Genomic DNA, 14952 nt, shown 5'->3' with positions numbered 1-14952 from the left:
ACTGTATTGGGACCGGAATGCCTCATCGTCCGGTTCCTATCCGAGCCGACCGCTCCGCCGGTCACGGTTCGAGAGGTTTGCGACAAGGTCGCCGAAGCGGTCGCCTTGGACCGCCACATGGCTGCGCAATCCCTCCCGCGCGCCATCCGCATTGCCGGAAAGAATGGCATCGACGATCTCTCCATGTTCCCTGAACGAGACCTTCATGCGGTTGCGAACTCTGAGCTGCAGGCGGCGATAGGGGCGAAGGCGGCGATGGAGGGTCGTGCATTGCTCCTCCAGAAAGCCGCTATGGCTCGCCGTGTATATCGCGCGATGAAAAATCTCGTTCTCGTAATAGTAGCGATCGGTCTCCTCGCTGAGGACCGCTTCCCGGCATTTCTCGTGGGCGGCCAACAGAGCCGCGCTGTCTTCCTCCGTATGCCGGCGCGCGGCAAGAGCACCGGCCATGCCTTCCAGTTCAGCCATGACCTCAAACATTTCGTAGACGCGCTGCGGGGCCGGATCCACGACGACGGCGCCGCGCCGCGGTCTGATCTCGACGAGCCCGATCGCGCTCAGTTGCATCAAGGCTTCGCGGATCGGGGTGCGGGATACGCCGAAGCGCATGGCGAGTTGCGTCTCGTCCAGACGTTCACCCGGCTCGAACTCGCCCGTTACGATGCCGTTCTCGATATCGTCCCGCAGCTTGTAGAAAATGTTCTCGCTCATCCCTTACCGATCCGTATGCAACAACCATTCCTCTTGTATACAAAAATCTTGACACGGTACGCAAGATGGATCCACTCTTACTACCAAGCCGGCGGGAGGCCGGCATGTCAGGGAGGAAGAAATGAGCAGTTTTCGACGGAAGTTGACGACTTCCGCTATCGCGGCCATCTGCAGCTTGATCGCTTCCACAGCGGGTGCCCAGACCGTGTTGAAGGCGTCACACCAGTTCCCGGGGGAAAGGGCGACATTCGCGACGAGATGGTGCAACTGATCGCCCGCGAGGTCGCCGCCGCCAATGTCGGCCTCGAAATCCAGGTGTTCCCGGGGTCGTCGCTCTACAAGCCGAACGATCAGTGGAATGCGGTCACACGGGGCCTGCTCGATATGACTTCGTTCCCCTTGGATTATGCTTCGGGCCGCCACCCGGAATTCTCCGCGACGCTGATGCCCGGCCTCGTGGGAAATTTCGATCGCGCCATGCGGCTTAACGATTCCGAGTTCATGGGGGACATCAAGAAGGTCATCGAGGATGCCGGCGCCTTGGTGATCGCCGATGCGTGGCTCTCCGGCGCCTTCGCCTCCAAGAAGAATTGCATCACCTCCCCCGACACGATCAAGGGACAGGTGATCCGCGCCGCCGGGCCGGCCTTCGAGGAGATGCTCGTGGAAGCCGGTGCTTCGATCTCATCCATGCCTTCTTCGGAAATCTACACCGGCATGCAGACCGGCGTCCTGGATGCGGCGAACACCTCGTCGGCGAGTTTCGTGTCCTATCGCCTGTTCGAACAGGCCAAGTGCCTCACTGCGCCGGGGGAAAACGCCCTCTGGTTCATGTACGAACCGGTGCTGGTGTCGAAGCGCGTCTTCGATGGCCTGACGGAAGAGCAGCAGAAGGCGATCCTCGCTGCCGGCGAGAAAGCGGAAGTCTATTTCAACGAAGAGGTCCGCAAGGGCGATCAGGTCATGATCGACACCTACAAGAAGGCAGGCGTCGAAGTCGTCGAGATGTCGAAGGAGGATTACGATGCCTGGCTCGAACTCGCCAAGGCATCGTCCTACAAGAACTTCGCCGCCAACGTTCCCGGCGGCGACAAGCTGATCGAAAAGGCGCTCGCCGTGAAGTAAGGCGGACCGACAGAACGGCGTGCTCCGGCGCGCCGTTCCTTCCAGCGCAACTCGGGGATGATCTGATGCTCAAAGCCTATACACAGGCTGTCGGCAATGCTTCGCGTGGCCTTGCGGCCATTGCGACGGCCCTGCTCATTGCGGCGATGCTCGTCGTCTGCCAGATGATCATGCAGCGCTATGTATTTCGTCAGGCGACGATCTGGCAGACGGACTTCGTCGTGTTTTCTGCGACCGCAGCCATGTTTCTCGGCGCGCCATACGTCTTGCTCAAGGGCGGCCATGTGGGCATCGACGTCGTCGAGATGCTAGTCGGCGACCGCACGCGCTACGTCCTGCGAATCCTCGCCGACCTGCTCGGACTGTTGTTCTGCGTCGTCATGCTGATTGCGACGTGGATTCAGTTCCATGACGCGTGGGCGGGAAACTGGAAACACTCCAGCGTCTGGGCGCCGCCGCTTTGGGTGCCGCTCGCTGCCCTACCCGTCAGCTTTGCCATGCTGTGCCTGCAATATGTCGCGCAGAATCTGACGCTCCTCACCGCCCCGGCAGTCCCGGAAGCCATAGGCCCCGGCGCGGCCGAACCGGGTTCGGCCCCGGGCGCCGACCGCCATCCACAGGAGATCATTCAGTGAGCCCGACTGTCTCTGGACTGATGATCGTTGCATGTCTTTTCGTGCTGCTGGCAACGGGAATGCCCATCGCCTTCGCCCTGGGTCTTGCCGCCTTCGCAGCGCTCTACATGCAAAGCGGCGCCGGCATTTTCTACGTGCTCGGCGATACGATGTTTTCAGGCATCGCCAATCTGGCCTATGTGTCGATCCCGATGTTCGTCCTCATGGGCGCGGCGGTTGCCTCGTCTCCGGCGGGATCTGACCTCTACACCTCGCTCGACCGGTGGCTGAACCGCATCCCGGGGGGCCTCATTCTGTCGAACATCGGAGCTTGCGCCATCTTTTCCGGGATGACGGGCTCGTCGCCCGCGACTTGCGCGGCGATCGGCAAGATGGGCATTCCGGAGATGATGCGGCGCGGCTATCCCGCTTCGGTCGCGAGCGGCTCCATCGCCGCCGGCGGCACGCTGGGTATTCTCATTCCCCCTTCGGTCACGCTGATCGTCTACGGAATAGCGACCGAGACCTCCATCGGGCGGCTGTTCATGGCGGGCATCGTCCCCGGCATTCTGCTGACGATCATGTTCATGATCTGGGCCGTCATCGATTGCAAACGCAAGGGCTATGAATTCGATGCACGCCTTGTTCGCTACTCGATGAAGGAACGGCTGGCCGCCCTTCCGCGCATCCTGCCGTTCCTGCTGATCATTGCCGGCACGCTCTACGTACTCTATGGCGGTATCGCCACGCCTTCTGAAGCAGCCGGTGCGGGCGCATTCCTGACATTGGCAGTCGTGATCGTCGCCTATCGCCTCTTCCGGTTTCGGCCGGTCGCCGGCATCTTCGGGTCGGCGATGAAGGAAAGCGTCATGATCATGATGATCATGGCTGCTGCCGAGCTCTTCGCCTTCGCGCTGTCGTCGCTGTTCATCACGCAGACTGTCGCGGCTGCGATTGCGGACATGGAGGTCAACCGCTGGGTGCTGATGCTGATCATCAACGTCTTTCTGTTGATTTGCGGCATGTTCCTGCCCCCCGTCGCCGTCATCGTGATGACCTCACCGATGCTCTTCCCGATCGTCACCCAGGCGGGTTTCGACCCCTACTGGTTCGCGATCGTGCTGACGATCAACATGGAGGTCGGCCTGATCACGCCTCCGATCGGGCTCAACCTTTTCGTCATCAATGCCATTGCGCCGCAGATTCCGACGAAGGACATTCTCTGGGGGTCCCTGCCTTACGTGCTCGTCATGTTCCTGGCGATCATTCTCCTCTGCGTCTTTCCGGACATCGCGACGTGGCTGCCGAACCAGATGCTGGGAACCGTCCAATGAGCACGACGTCATTTTTCAGCGACATGCTGCAGAGCATTGCCGAGCGCGGCCGGCGATTCTTGTCGCTCGGTCCGGCCCGGAACGGCGATGTCAATCCGGTCGGCACCATGGAAGCGCTCTGCGACACGCTGCTGTCGAGCCGAGGCGAGGCGTCGGGCATGGCGCTGGCCAAGAACATTCTGGATCGGTGGCAAGGCTTCGATCAGGACAAGCGGCGCGATTTCATGTTGGCGCTGCTCTCTCGTTTCGGCCCTGATATCGAACGGCTGGAGCGGGCGATCGACGCCTATCGCGCCGATCCGACGCCGAAGGCGCTGCTTGAGATGAGCATGGCGGCAGAACCGCGCCGCCAGGAATTGATCCGCAGGCTCAATCTTGCGCCGAACGGCATCGCGACCCTCGTCCGCATGCGGGCGGACCTCCTCGAACTCAAAGCCCAGAACCCCGACCTGGAGGCGGTCGATACGGACTTCGCGCATCTCTTCGGTTCCTGGTTCAATCGGGGCTTCCTGGTGTTGCGGCCGATCAGCTGGTCGACGCCGGCCGACATTCTGGAGAAGATCATTCGTTACGAGGCCGTCCATCATATCGGCGGCTGGGACGAGTTGCGCCGGCGGCTTGCGCCGGAGGACCGGCGCTGCTTCGCCTTCTTCCATCCGCAGCTGGTCGACGATCCGCTGATCTTCGTCGAAGTGGCGCTGACACGCGAAATGCCTTCCAACATCGCGGAGCTGCTGAAGGAGGACCGTGCGCCGATCCGCGCTGCCGACGCGACGACAGCCGTCTTCTATTCCATTTCGAACTGCCAGGAAGGCCTCAGGGGCATCTCTTTCGGCAACTTCCTGATCAAACAGGTGGTGGAGGATCTGCGGCGCGACCTCCCTCGCCTCGACACCTTCGTGACGCTGTCGCCGGTGCCGGGCTTTGCCGATTGGTTGTCGCGCGAACGCCGGGCCGAAACGTCTAACGCCCTATCCGCCGCCGACCGCAGCAGGCTCGCGGTGCTCGACGAGCCTGATTGGGCCGATCAGCCGGAGACCGCAGCGGCCATCCAGCCAAGCCTGACGGCTGCGGCCGCCTGGTATTTCCTCAGGGCTCGCAATCGCAACGGCAAGACCGTCGATCCCGTCGCCCGGTTCCATCTCGGCAACGGCGCACGGCTCGAACGCATCAATTTCCTGGGCGACCGGTCCGAACGGGCGATGCGCCAGGCCCACGGGATGATGGTCAACTATCTCTACAAGCTCGACGACATCGAGACCAACCACGAGGTCTTTGCGACCCGCGGCGAGGTCGTCGCCGCACCCGCCATCCGCCGGCTGGTGCCGGCCGACAGGGGTTCACGCAGCCTCGTTCCAGGTCCGGACGCCTTTCCCCGGACGTCCGATCAGCCGACGCACCAGGAAGGAAAGGCAACAAGGAGTTCACCTCATGAGCAACCATCTGTTCGACGCCATACGCCGGGCAGCGCGCCCCGACTCCGCCTTCATCCTGACGGCCGACGGCGGCCGCTGGACCTATGGCGACATGCTGGAGCATTCGGGCCGCATCGCTTCCGCGCTCGACAGCCTCGGTGTGCGGCCTGGCGATCGGGTGGCGGTGCAGGTGGAGAAGAGCCCCGAGGCGCTGATGCTTTATCTCGCCTGCCTGCGCGCGGGCGCGGTCTATCTTCCCCTCAACACGGCCTATACGCTTGCCGAACTCGACTATTTCTTCGCAGATTCCGAGCCTCGGCTCATCGTCTGCGGGCCGGCTGCAAAGGAGGGGATCTCGAAGCTTGCCGCCGATCACGGCGCCAAGGTCGAGACGCTGGACGAGAAAGGTGGCGGCTCGCTGATCGACCTTGCCCGGGGCAATGCACCGGATTTCCGCAACGCCGATCGCGGTCCGGATGACCTCGCCGCCATCCTCTACACGTCGGGCACGACCGGGCGGTCCAAGGGCGCGATGCTGACGCATGACAACCTCCTCTCGAACGCCGCCACGCTTCGCGACCATTGGCGCTTCACGGCCGACGACAGGCTGATTCACGCCCTGCCGATCTTCCACACGCATGGCCTCTTCGTTGCATCGAATGTCGTTCTTCTGGCCGGCGCCTCGATGTTTTTCCTGCCGAAATTCGACGCCAGCGAAGTCCTGCGTCTGATGCCGCAATCAACCGCGATGATGGGCGTTCCGACCTTCTATGTGCGTCTCGTTCAGAATCCGGGGCTGACGCGCGAGGCAACCGCCGGGATGCGGCTTTTCGTGTCTGGCTCGGCTCCGCTGCTTGCCGAGACCCACAGGACTTTCGCCCAGATGACCGGACATGCCATTCTAGAGCGCTACGGCATGACCGAAACCAATATCAACACCTCCAACCCCTATGACGGCGAGCGCATCGCCGGAACCGTCGGCTTCCCATTGCCGGGGGTTTCGCTTCGTATCGCCGATCCGGAGAGCGGCAGGCCGCTCCCGAAAGGCGAGACGGGAATGATCGAGGTGAAGGGCCCGAACGTGTTCAAGGGCTATTGGCGTATGCCCGAAAAGACGCAGGCGGAGTTCCGCGCCGACGGCTTCTTCATCACCGGCGACCTCGGCAAGATCGACGAGCGGGGCTACGTCCATATCGTCGGGCGAGGCAAGGATCTCGTAATTTCCGGCGGATACAACATCTATCCCAAGGAAGTCGAAACCGAGATCGACCAGATGCCGGGGGTCGTGGAAACGGCAGTCATCGGCGTGCCGCATCCGGACTTCGGCGAAGGCGTCACGGCCGTGGTCGTCCGGAAGCCGGGTGCGACGATCGACGAGCGCGCCATTCTCGACGGTCTGGAAGGCCGGCTGGCGCGCTACAAGCAACCGAAACGGGTGATCTTCGTGGACGACCTGCCGCGCAATACGATGGGCAAGGTTCAGAAAAACGTGCTTCGCGAAACATATGCGCGTCTTTATGCAGGAGCCGAGGCGCGCGCGTAGGCATCGCGCGCACGCCGAGAGATTGCTTCTAATCGGTCAGAGCATTCAACGTTTCACAGAAACACTGAAATGCTCTAACCATTTGATCCAAAGCACCTCCGGACCGAAAACCGTTACACTTTCCTCATCCCGCTCTACGAGATGGCGAGCACTTCGAGCTCCTGATCGCCGACACTCGCGATGTCCCCGACAGATTTGCCCATAAGAACCCTTGCCACGGGGGACACGTAGGAGATCGAACCGGCCTTGGGGTCGGCTTCATCCTCTCCGACGATCCGATATTTCTGCACCCGTCCGTCATCACGGCTGAAGGTAACCGTGCTTCCAAATGCGACCACATCGAATGAAGCCGGATCGGAGACGAGTTGAGCCGTTCGAACTCTTTCCGCGAAGTAGCGCAGATCCCGCAAGGGGCCCGCCGCCTGCCGCCGCCGTTCGTTCACGTCCTCGATCGTGCTTGCGGCATCGTAGGCTTCGCGAGCCTGTTGGAGGTGCAATTCCAGATCCTTCAATCCCTTTGCGGTGACAAGGTTCGGATGGGGTGAGACCGGCCGGTCAGGCAGCAGTGTTTCCGAGGCCGTCTCGGCACTTTCTTCCTTGATGAAGGCAACGCTCACCGGCGAACTCCGCTTGGACGAGGCACTCTCTCCTTAGGAGCGATCGCACTCTGTTTTCTCGGAACTATATAGGGCGATGACAGGAACCGACAGTGTCGACACATCGAGTTTCTGCTCATTCTCTCCCCGACGGAATAGAAGCCTCGCCGTTCCGTTACTCCCGGGCCATTCAACGGGAGAAGCGGGATGTTAAGTTTCCTAAAGAAAGATCCGCGGGTCATTCAGTTTGTCTGCCATCCGGAAGACGACGGCGTCATCGCGCGGCCGGTACCGGCCAAATCGGTTCTGCCTGATTGGTTCCGCCGGCTGCCGGCGGTCGACAAAGGGCACCTGTCGGCAATCAACAACGGTCTGACCGTCAAACGCTGCATGCCCTTTCTCGATGCCATGACCACCGGCTGGATCCTGCCGATCGCCGCGACGGTGCGCCTTGACATCAAGGATGACGGCCGCAGCGTCGAGGCCGGCTGGGAGTTCGACCGGGTAATGGTCAGCAACCACGGCGCCCATCAGGTGGCGGGAAATCCGAAAGAGCCCTCCCCGCCCTGCAAGTTTCACAATTACTGGTCGATCCGCACGCCGCCCGGATGGAGTTGCCTGTTTCTGCCGCCGCTAAACCGCCCGGGACAGCCTTTTGAATGCGTGGCCGGGATTGTCGATACGGACAGCTATAGCGCTCATATCCATTTTCCGTTCTTCGCGACGGCACCGGATGGCCTTCACGTCGTCGAAAAGGGAACGCCGCTTGTGCAGGTGATACCCTTCCGCCGTGCCGATGCGGCAGTCACAGCAGAAATCCGCGCCGAAACCCGCGTGGAAGCTGTTGAGCGCGAGACGATCCACCGAAACACCATCGCCGCAGAAGGCTGGTACCGCGAGTCCGCGCGCGCCGCTCGCTAGGGCACTTCCAGAACAAGTGTGTAAGGGTTTGCCGTCCGGAAGTGCGCAGCTTCAAAGGTTAGAGCGTTTCACTGTTTTCAACGAGACCATAAAACGCTTTGAAAGGTCCGGTTTAAAAAATTGGGGGTCGGAATGTCCGGCCCCCGCTCTCTTGTCGCACCGTCAGCTTTCCCGCAACCTCAGCGCCCTGTGTGCCACAGCTTGCCCGGACGGTATGACCGGTCGGACCGGTTCGAGCTCGAATTGGACGAACGGTTGGAGGATGAGTTCGACGAGCTGTTCGAGGATGAATTGGAGCTCGAATTCGAGGAACTGTTGGACGACGAGTTGGAACTCGAATTGCTCGAGGAGTTGGAACTCGAATTGGATGAGCTGTTGCCGGCGACTATGATCTCGCCGTCGGTCCGGCCGGTCGTCTGGGCGGTTTGCGTCGAAGCGCGCTCCACGCCGGGAAATGAGGAGGAATATTCCCTTGCTTCGGCGGCAGAGCCCACGAGTGCCGCCAAGCCGGCGGCGATCGCCTTGTTCGTCCAGTTCATTGTCATCTCATCTACTCCTTATGAAAACCGGACCGCTTCTTCGGTCCGCAGGAGTAACGGGCGGTGCGCGCCTCTATTCCATGATCGCGATTTTTGATGCACTCACCGTTGCGCACCTCGGAGTTCGCCGAGAGCTCTAGCCTCTTCCGCCGCCTCGAGCGGCGCCCCTGCATCGATCGCTGTCAGATAGGCGTCGAGCGTTTCCGTGGAAGATGCAGGAGCATAGCCGCCGCTCGCTACGGGTGCGATGACGGCGAAGGTCACACGCCACTCGGCCCCGGTGCGGCAGGCAACCGAAACCACCGTTGAGCCATCGGCCGAGTCCAGCTCGAACTCGCGGCACAGCGCCTGCGCATTGTCACGGAATGTCGCAATCGCCCGGAAGCGTTGCTTGGAACCCAGCAGCGGCCGTTCCTCGCCTGCGGCGACCGTGGCGAGCGCCTCATCAAGCGCAGGACTGCCTATGGCGGCAACGCGCAAGCCACCTTCGATCGGTGCCTCGACACTTCCCCGCAGCCAATATCCGCCGAATCCCGCAACGACAGCCGCCAGCGAGGCAGCGACGGGAGCGAGCCATCGCCTCCTGTTAGATTCGTTCGCAACGCCGCGTGGGAAAGGCAGGATGCCCGCGCCCGGTACAGGAGGTGGCGACGTCTTCTCCGTCACCATTCTTTCGACCGCACGCTTGAGTCCGGAAGGTACCGGCTCATCGAGCAGCGGCTCCATAGCGGTCTTGGCAGCGTGGCGCGTTTCGATGAAGAGCGCCACCCGCGCGACCAGCTCGTCATCCGATTCCATCGCTCGTTCTACTTCGGCGATCGTCCCGGCGTCGAGCTCGCCGTCGGCGAACCGCATCAGTGTCTCGTCGGAGAAGTCCGTTCCTGTCATTCGTTTGTGCCCTTTATTGACTGAGAACGTCCGGTCGACTGTGTTATTCCGGCAGCCTCGGCCAAACTCTTACGTGCCCTCGCCAGTCGGCTCATAACCGTGCCTATGGGAATGCCCATCACATCGGCCGCTTCGCGATAGGATAGCTCCTCGACGCAGACAAGAAGAACCACCTCCCGCTGCTCGTCCGGCAATTCGGTGATCGCCTCCGCGACGGTTTTGAGGGTCAGCCGCGCTTCGGCTTCACGCTCGCCGGATGAACCGGCGATGTCATGACGCTCGGTGATATCCTCCTGCACGCCTGCGGTCTTCTGCCGGCGCACCTGGTCGATCCAGAGATTGCGCAGGATGCGGAATATCCAAGCGTCGAAGCGCGTGCCCGGCTCGAAGCGCTCGGCACTGGCCAGTGCCCGCTCGCAGGCCGCCTGCACAAGATCATCGGCGACATCACGCGAGCCGCAAAGCGAGATGGCGAAGCGGCGCAGATTGGGCAGGAACGCCATGAGGCGTTCGCCGACATCCTTCACCGCACTGCTCATGTCCCGAAACTCCGTAATTGGCTAGAAGAGGGAATAGACCGACGACTCAGCCGTTCTGACACAATCTACAGGTAGCGGTCTCACCGTCCAAAGGAATGCGCTATCCTCCTATCCGCCTGACCTAGCCGATTGAGGTTTTCAGATGCTGACCACGTCGAAACTGGCCCTGCTCGCGCCCATTGCTGCAATCGCACTCTTATCCGGCGACGTCCTGGCTCCCGGCAACATGATCGTGCGTGACGTGCTCGGAACCGGGCTTGCCCTGGCCGACGACGACGATGACGGTGGGAATGACGCCAACCGCGGCTCGCGCGGTTCCGGCCGCTCCGGCTCCTACGGCGCCGGCGCCGGATGGAGTGGCGGCAAGAGCCTGTTTCCATTCCGAGAGTTCCTGCCACGTCGGACCGCCCCGCGGCGCTCGCGCGCAGCCGCACCCGCCGCACCAATACGAGCGCCCGATGAGATCGTCGGGCTGGGTTTCAGTTCGACGGAACTCGGCGGGTTGGCGGCCGCAGGCTTCGAGCTCCTCGAACGGAACACGATGGCTTCCTTCAACGCCGAGGTGATCAAGCTTCGCATTCCCCAAGGCCTGACACTGGAAGCCGCTCGGCAGCAGGCCCGCGCCTTGGCGCCTCAAGCGGTGATCGACTTCAACCATTATTTCCGGCCGGAACAGCATCCCGATGCCCCGTGCGTCGAAAGCGACTGCCTGGCACGCGACGTGATCGGCTGGCCCTCGGCTCAAACCTGGCCTGGTACTTGCGCGGCCGGCGTGCGTATCGGCCTTGTCGATACGGCGATCAACCCCGATCACATCGCATTCGAGGCTCGCAACGTAGAGATCGTCCGCCTCGTCGACGAAGAACTGCCGGAGTCCGGCAGGCAGCACGGCACCGCTGTCGCGGCCTTGCTCGTGGGCTCAGCCACGAGCCGCACGCCGGGCCTGATACCGGGTGGCAAGCTCATCGCCGTGGACGCGTTTCACCGGGCGGGGCGGCAAGACGACCGCTCCGCCGCCTTCGATCTGGCACGCGCACTCGACCTCCTCGCTGAACGTCAGGTTCAGGTGATCAATCTCAGCCTTGCCGGCCCGCCCAATCTCCTGCTCGAACAGGCGGTCAAAAAGGCGGGGAGCGCGGGATCATCATGGTCGCCGCCGCGGGCAATGACGGTCCGAGAGCCGAGCCCGTCTATCCGGCTGCCTATGAAGAGGTCATTGCCGTCACCGCGACCGACAGGCGCAAACGGCCCTACCGGCGCGCCGGACGCGGGGAGCATATCGACTTCGCCGCCCCTGGCGTGGCGGTCTGGACAGCAGCTTCGGTCAGCGGCGCACGTCCGAAGACTGGAACCTCTTTCGCCGCCCCTTTCGTGACCGCGGCGGTGGCGATGATGAAAGCATCTGAAGCGGACCTCGCTCCGGAATTGCTCCGCGACAGGCTGACCGGACACGCCGAAGATCTCGGAGAACCGGGAAAGGATCCTGTCTTCGGCTGGGGTCTGTTGAACGCGCGAGCGATTTGCAAGACGAATTCCTGAGCTAAGCAGCGTCGTCCAGTGCAAGACGTGCATGGGAAGGGCCAAACCCACCGACCGGCCACTCACAACGCCGCGCCAACGGCGCTGTGTGAAGACGCTGCAGCGTTGCGAGGCCGATGTGCCCGGCTTTTCTTGCGGGCGCATTGAATACTTGGTGATCCCGTGCGACTTTCGAAGCGCATAATGGGAGCCTCTTCCGTGAGGTAGCTCTACGTTCACTGGCGGCCGGGCAGGTGATTTCCCAATGTCGGCCGCTTGCGGCCCAAATCCGAATGTTTCCAAGCGAAAGGACCACGCAATGGCGAAGAATACGATTTGCCTATGGTACGATAAGGACGCCGAGGCTGCCGCTCGTTTCTACTGTGAGATCTTTCCTGACAGCGCGGTGCGTGCCGTGCACCGCGCACCCGGTGACTACCCCGCGGGCAAAGAGGGCGACGTGCTGACGGTCGACTTCACCGTTGCGGGCATTCCCTGTATCGGCCTCAACGGGGGGCCCGCATTCAAGCACAACGAGGCTTTCTCCTTCCAGATCGCCACCGACGATCAGGAAGAGACCGATCGCTATTGGAATGCCATCGTCGGCAATGGCGGCAAGGAAAGCGCCTGCGGCTGGTGCAACGACAAATGGGGAATTTCCTGGCAGATCACTCCGCGCGTGCTGACCGACGCGATGGCGGCCGGCGGCGACGAAGCAAAGCGAGCGTTCGAGGCGATGATGGACATGAAAAAAATAGACGTCGCTGCAATCGAGGCGGCGCGGCGCGGTTGATGCTCCACCGGACTGCGGCCCGGTTTGCGGCAAGAGCGTCCGCGTGTCCCTGTGCAGACGCTCGGACCGCCAGTTAGCTGAGCATTTCGATGTTTCATAGAAACGTTGAAATGCTCTAACCCTTTGGTCCAACGCACTTCCGGACGGAAAACCGTCACACCCTTTTCCTGGAAGTGCTCTAGAAGGAGGTTCCTTGAGCCTTTTCTGTCGCAAGAAGCTGACGAAGTGAACTCTTCGGCATCGGTCTGGACAAATGGAAGCCCTGCAATTCGTCACAGCCAAGCTTGCGCAGGATCTCGCCCTGCTCCTCGGTCTCGACTCCCTCGGCGGTGATGCGCAGACCTTTTGCATGTGCGACACCGACGATGGACTGCACGACCGCCACGCCGCCACCGGGCTGATCGAAGGCGTGGACGAAAGAGCGATCGATCTTGATCCGGTCGACCTCCAGGCGCTGCAACCGCCCAAATGAGGAGAAGCCCGTACCGAAATCGTCAAGTGCGAACTTGACGCCGAACTCGCGTAGCGCCGTGATGTTTTTTTCGCAGACGCCGGCTTCGTCGAGGAGAGCCGTTTCGGTGATCTCGAGCTCCAGTCTCGACGGCTCGACCCCGAACTGCCGCAGCAGTGAGAGAACCTGGGCGGCATAATGCCGTTGTCCAAGCTCGACCGCGGAGACGTTCACTGCGATGTCGAGGCCCGGAAATTCATTCGCCGTAGAACAGGCTTCCTTCAGCACGAAAGCGCCGAGCCGATCAATGAGGCCGGCAGTCTCCGCAAGCGAAACGAAGGCATCCGGTGCTATGTTGCCCTTGCTCGGATGCCGCCAGCGAATAAGAGCTTCCAGCGAGCTTATCTCGTGGGACTGCGCCGAATATACGGGCTGGTAGAAGACCTCGAGCTGATTGCCGGCATCCAGGGCCGCTCGCAAATCCTGTTCCAGATCCCGCTTCGTCCTGATCAGTTCGTCCATGTGAGGGCCAAACACTGCGTATCGGTTCCGCCCGGCCGACTTGGCGTGGTAAAGCGCGATATCGGCCTTCCGCGTGATCTCGACGGGGTCGGCGCCATTCCCGGTCGCGACGGCCACACCTATCGAAAGTCCGATGAGAATCGGCTGTCCGTCTATCTCGAAAGGCCGGCGGATCGAAGCGATCAGCGAGTCACAGAGCTTCTCCACCTGATCCTGGCGGGTGCGTTCGACGATGATGGTAAACTCATCGCCACCAATTCTGGAAATGGCGGCACCAGCAGCGGTTTCCTTAAGCCGTTTCGCGACCTCGACCATCAGCCGATCGCCAACAGGATGGCCGAGTGTGTCGTTCACTTGCTTGAAGCGGTCGAGATCGAGGTACAGGAGAGCATTGGCTTGATCGATTGTCGACGTAGCGACGACCCGCGCCAGCAGACCGTTGAAAGACGCACGGTTGGCGAGGCCCGTCAACGGATCGTGACGCGCCAGATGGTTGAGCTCCGCCTGGCTTTCCTGCAGACGTCTCGACCGCCTCCGCAATACGATACTGAGCGCGCTGGTGAGGGCAAAGAGGAGGGCGCCGGCGACCAGAAGCACCGGCGCCGTGGCCTTCATCACATCGGCACCGGGCCTGAACGGGAGCCAGGAGAAATACCCTATCGTTTCTCCGGACGATGAAACGATCGGAGCATAGGACCGCTGCCGACCGAGTTCTGGCAAAACAGAAAAGCGCAGGTCCTCGAAACCATAATCCTCACCGAGATGGGTCAGGAGATCGCCGTCGAGAAAGCGGACGGCCAAGTGCAGAAATTCCCTGCCGGGCTCCTGAACGATATCACCGGTGTCCGACACGATCGGCTTCACGCTGATAATCGCCGGGCGGCCCCCGATGCGTACGAGATCGCTCTCGCCGATGGACAGCACCTGCTCGCTCGTTCCTTCCTCGTCGCCTGCTGCGAGCCTCTCTTGCAGCTTGGCGATTAGCGGCATTGCTTCGGGTTCTATGTTGCTGAAAGCTTCGTCAGTCCGGCCGGCAAGAAAGGCGTATAACGGTTTACGGTCCGGACTGATCACGAATGCGCCGTCGTGTCGGAAATAGCTGTTCATCCAGCTGCCCAGGTTGGAATCAACCCACCGCGAATCCCATTCCTGCGAAACTTTTCTGACGGCGTCATCCCAGACGGTGACGCTCTCCTGATCATGGGCGATGCTGCCTTGCATCTTGGAGATGACAAGCTCGACGAGGTGTTGCTGCCGCTTCACCGCCACAGCGTCCGATTGCTGCGCCGACCAGCGGACGGCCAGGTATATGCCTCCCATCAACGCCATTGCGATGGCCAAGGGCAGCATCCACCTGAAAACCGCGACTTTGCCAGCCACAAACCTCATCCGCACTCCTCCTGACAGGGCTGCTCATCATTGAGCTGAACGTCTTAAAACGGC

The 14952-nt window shown here is 61.7% G+C and carries 11 protein-coding genes and 3 pseudogenes; 9 read left to right on the top strand and 5 right to left on the bottom strand.

Annotation, left to right across the window (positions count from 1 at the left end; translation table 11 throughout):
• Nucleotides 1-36: 36 nt before the first annotated feature.
• On the bottom strand, nucleotides 37-711 hold the full coding sequence (locus tag N0Q91_RS21540) for a GntR family transcriptional regulator (protein WP_275598165.1): 675 nt from the start codon (nucleotides 709-711) through the stop codon (nucleotides 37-39).
• Between the two features lie 121 nt (nucleotides 712-832).
• On the opposite strand from N0Q91_RS21540, the pseudogene N0Q91_RS21535 reads away from it, so the two are divergent.
• From N0Q91_RS21535 to N0Q91_RS21515, 5 genes and pseudogenes are all read left to right on the top strand, one after another.
• Nucleotides 833-1836 (top strand): annotated as a pseudogene (locus N0Q91_RS21535) (TRAP transporter substrate-binding protein).
• A gap of 65 nt (nucleotides 1837-1901) precedes the next feature.
• Nucleotides 1902-2471 carry a TRAP transporter small permease subunit gene (locus tag N0Q91_RS21530; protein ID WP_275598164.1) on the top strand — a complete coding sequence of 190 codons (570 nt, stop codon included), beginning with the start codon at nucleotides 1902-1904 and terminating at the stop codon, nucleotides 2469-2471.
• Nucleotides 2468-3784 (top strand): TRAP transporter large permease, encoded by a 1317-nt coding sequence (locus tag N0Q91_RS21525; RefSeq protein ID WP_100673558.1) that lies wholly within the window; start codon nucleotides 2468-2470, stop codon nucleotides 3782-3784. The genes N0Q91_RS21530 and N0Q91_RS21525 overlap by 4 nt, the downstream gene beginning before the upstream one ends.
• Nucleotides 3781-5219 (top strand): annotated as a pseudogene (locus tag N0Q91_RS21520) (malonyl-CoA decarboxylase domain-containing protein). The gene N0Q91_RS21525 and the pseudogene N0Q91_RS21520 overlap by 4 nt, the downstream one beginning before the upstream one ends.
• Complete coding sequence (locus N0Q91_RS21515; RefSeq protein ID WP_275598163.1) at nucleotides 5216-6742, top strand: malonate--CoA ligase; 1527 nt, start codon at nucleotides 5216-5218, stop codon at nucleotides 6740-6742. The pseudogene N0Q91_RS21520 and the gene N0Q91_RS21515 overlap by 4 nt, the downstream one beginning before the upstream one ends.
• A gap of 134 nt (nucleotides 6743-6876) precedes the next feature.
• Here the strand turns inward: N0Q91_RS21515 and greA are convergent, their stop codons facing one another.
• Entirely contained in the window at nucleotides 6877-7359 is a 483-nt protein-coding gene (gene greA / locus N0Q91_RS21510; RefSeq protein ID WP_275598162.1) for a transcription elongation factor GreA, read from the bottom strand.
• A gap of 186 nt (nucleotides 7360-7545) precedes the next feature.
• On the opposite strand from greA, the gene N0Q91_RS21505 reads away from it, so the two are divergent.
• Nucleotides 7546-8259: a DUF6065 family protein gene (locus N0Q91_RS21505; RefSeq protein ID WP_275598161.1), complete on the top strand. Its 714-nt coding sequence runs from the start codon at nucleotides 7546-7548 to the stop codon at nucleotides 8257-8259.
• A 243-nt stretch (nucleotides 8260-8502) separates the two neighbouring features.
• Nucleotides 8503-8895 (top strand): hypothetical protein, encoded by a 393-nt coding sequence (locus N0Q91_RS21500; protein WP_275598160.1) that lies wholly within the window; start codon nucleotides 8503-8505, stop codon nucleotides 8893-8895.
• Nucleotides 8896-8900: 5 nt separating this feature from the next.
• Here N0Q91_RS21500 and N0Q91_RS21495 read toward each other — a convergent pair whose 3' ends face one another.
• Nucleotides 8901-9686 carry an anti-sigma factor family protein gene (locus N0Q91_RS21495; RefSeq protein WP_275598159.1) on the bottom strand — a complete coding sequence of 262 codons (786 nt, stop codon included), beginning with the start codon at nucleotides 9684-9686 and terminating at the stop codon, nucleotides 8901-8903.
• Nucleotides 9683-10225: an RNA polymerase sigma factor gene (locus tag N0Q91_RS21490; RefSeq protein ID WP_275598158.1), complete on the bottom strand. Its 543-nt coding sequence runs from the start codon at nucleotides 10223-10225 to the stop codon at nucleotides 9683-9685. Before N0Q91_RS21490 ends, N0Q91_RS21495 begins: the two co-directional genes overlap by 4 nt.
• 142 nt (nucleotides 10226-10367) lie before the next feature.
• Here N0Q91_RS21490 and N0Q91_RS21485 point away from each other — a divergent pair.
• Together N0Q91_RS21485 and N0Q91_RS21480 are read left to right on the top strand one after the other, a co-directional pair.
• Nucleotides 10368-11764, top strand: a pseudogene (locus tag N0Q91_RS21485) (S8 family serine peptidase).
• 298 nt (nucleotides 11765-12062) lie between these two features.
• Nucleotides 12063-12536 (top strand): VOC family protein, encoded by a 474-nt coding sequence (locus N0Q91_RS21480; RefSeq protein ID WP_275598677.1) that lies wholly within the window; start codon nucleotides 12063-12065, stop codon nucleotides 12534-12536.
• Between the two features lie 178 nt (nucleotides 12537-12714).
• Here the strand turns inward: N0Q91_RS21480 and N0Q91_RS21475 are convergent, their stop codons facing one another.
• Complete coding sequence (locus N0Q91_RS21475) at nucleotides 12715-14898, bottom strand: putative bifunctional diguanylate cyclase/phosphodiesterase (protein WP_275598676.1); 2184 nt, start codon at nucleotides 14896-14898, stop codon at nucleotides 12715-12717.
• Between the last annotated feature and the right edge of the window lie 54 nt (nucleotides 14899-14952).

The sequence above is a fragment of the Sinorhizobium prairiense genome, assembly GCF_029201645.2.
Taxonomy (GTDB): domain Bacteria; phylum Pseudomonadota; class Alphaproteobacteria; order Rhizobiales; family Rhizobiaceae; genus Sinorhizobium; species Sinorhizobium meliloti_A.
Note: the sequence above shows the minus strand (reverse complement) of the source record. Positions and strands in the feature narration are given on the sequence as shown.

What these genes read in the sequence shown, in the direction of transcription:
- N0Q91_RS21540 (WP_275598165.1), bottom strand. Translation starts at nt 711, where the DNA reads ATGAGCGAGAACATTTTCTACAAGCTGCGGGACGATATCGAGAACGGC.
- N0Q91_RS21530 (WP_275598164.1), top strand. Translation starts at nt 1,902, where the DNA reads ATGCTCAAAGCCTATACACAGGCTGTCGGCAATGCTTCGCGTGGCCTT.
- N0Q91_RS21515 (WP_275598163.1), top strand. Translation starts at nt 5,216, where the DNA reads ATGAGCAACCATCTGTTCGACGCCATACGCCGGGCAGCGCGCCCCGAC.
- N0Q91_RS21505 (WP_275598161.1), top strand. Translation starts at nt 7,546, where the DNA reads ATGTTAAGTTTCCTAAAGAAAGATCCGCGGGTCATTCAGTTTGTCTGC.
- N0Q91_RS21495 (WP_275598159.1), bottom strand. Translation starts at nt 9,686, where the DNA reads ATGACAGGAACGGACTTCTCCGACGAGACACTGATGCGGTTCGCCGAC.
- N0Q91_RS21490 (WP_275598158.1), bottom strand. Translation starts at nt 10,225, where the DNA reads ATGAGCAGTGCGGTGAAGGATGTCGGCGAACGCCTCATGGCGTTCCTG.
- N0Q91_RS21480 (WP_275598677.1), top strand. Translation starts at nt 12,063, where the DNA reads ATGGCGAAGAATACGATTTGCCTATGGTACGATAAGGACGCCGAGGCT.
- N0Q91_RS21475 (WP_275598676.1), bottom strand. Translation starts at nt 14,898, where the DNA reads ATGAGGTTTGTGGCTGGCAAAGTCGCGGTTTTCAGGTGGATGCTGCCC.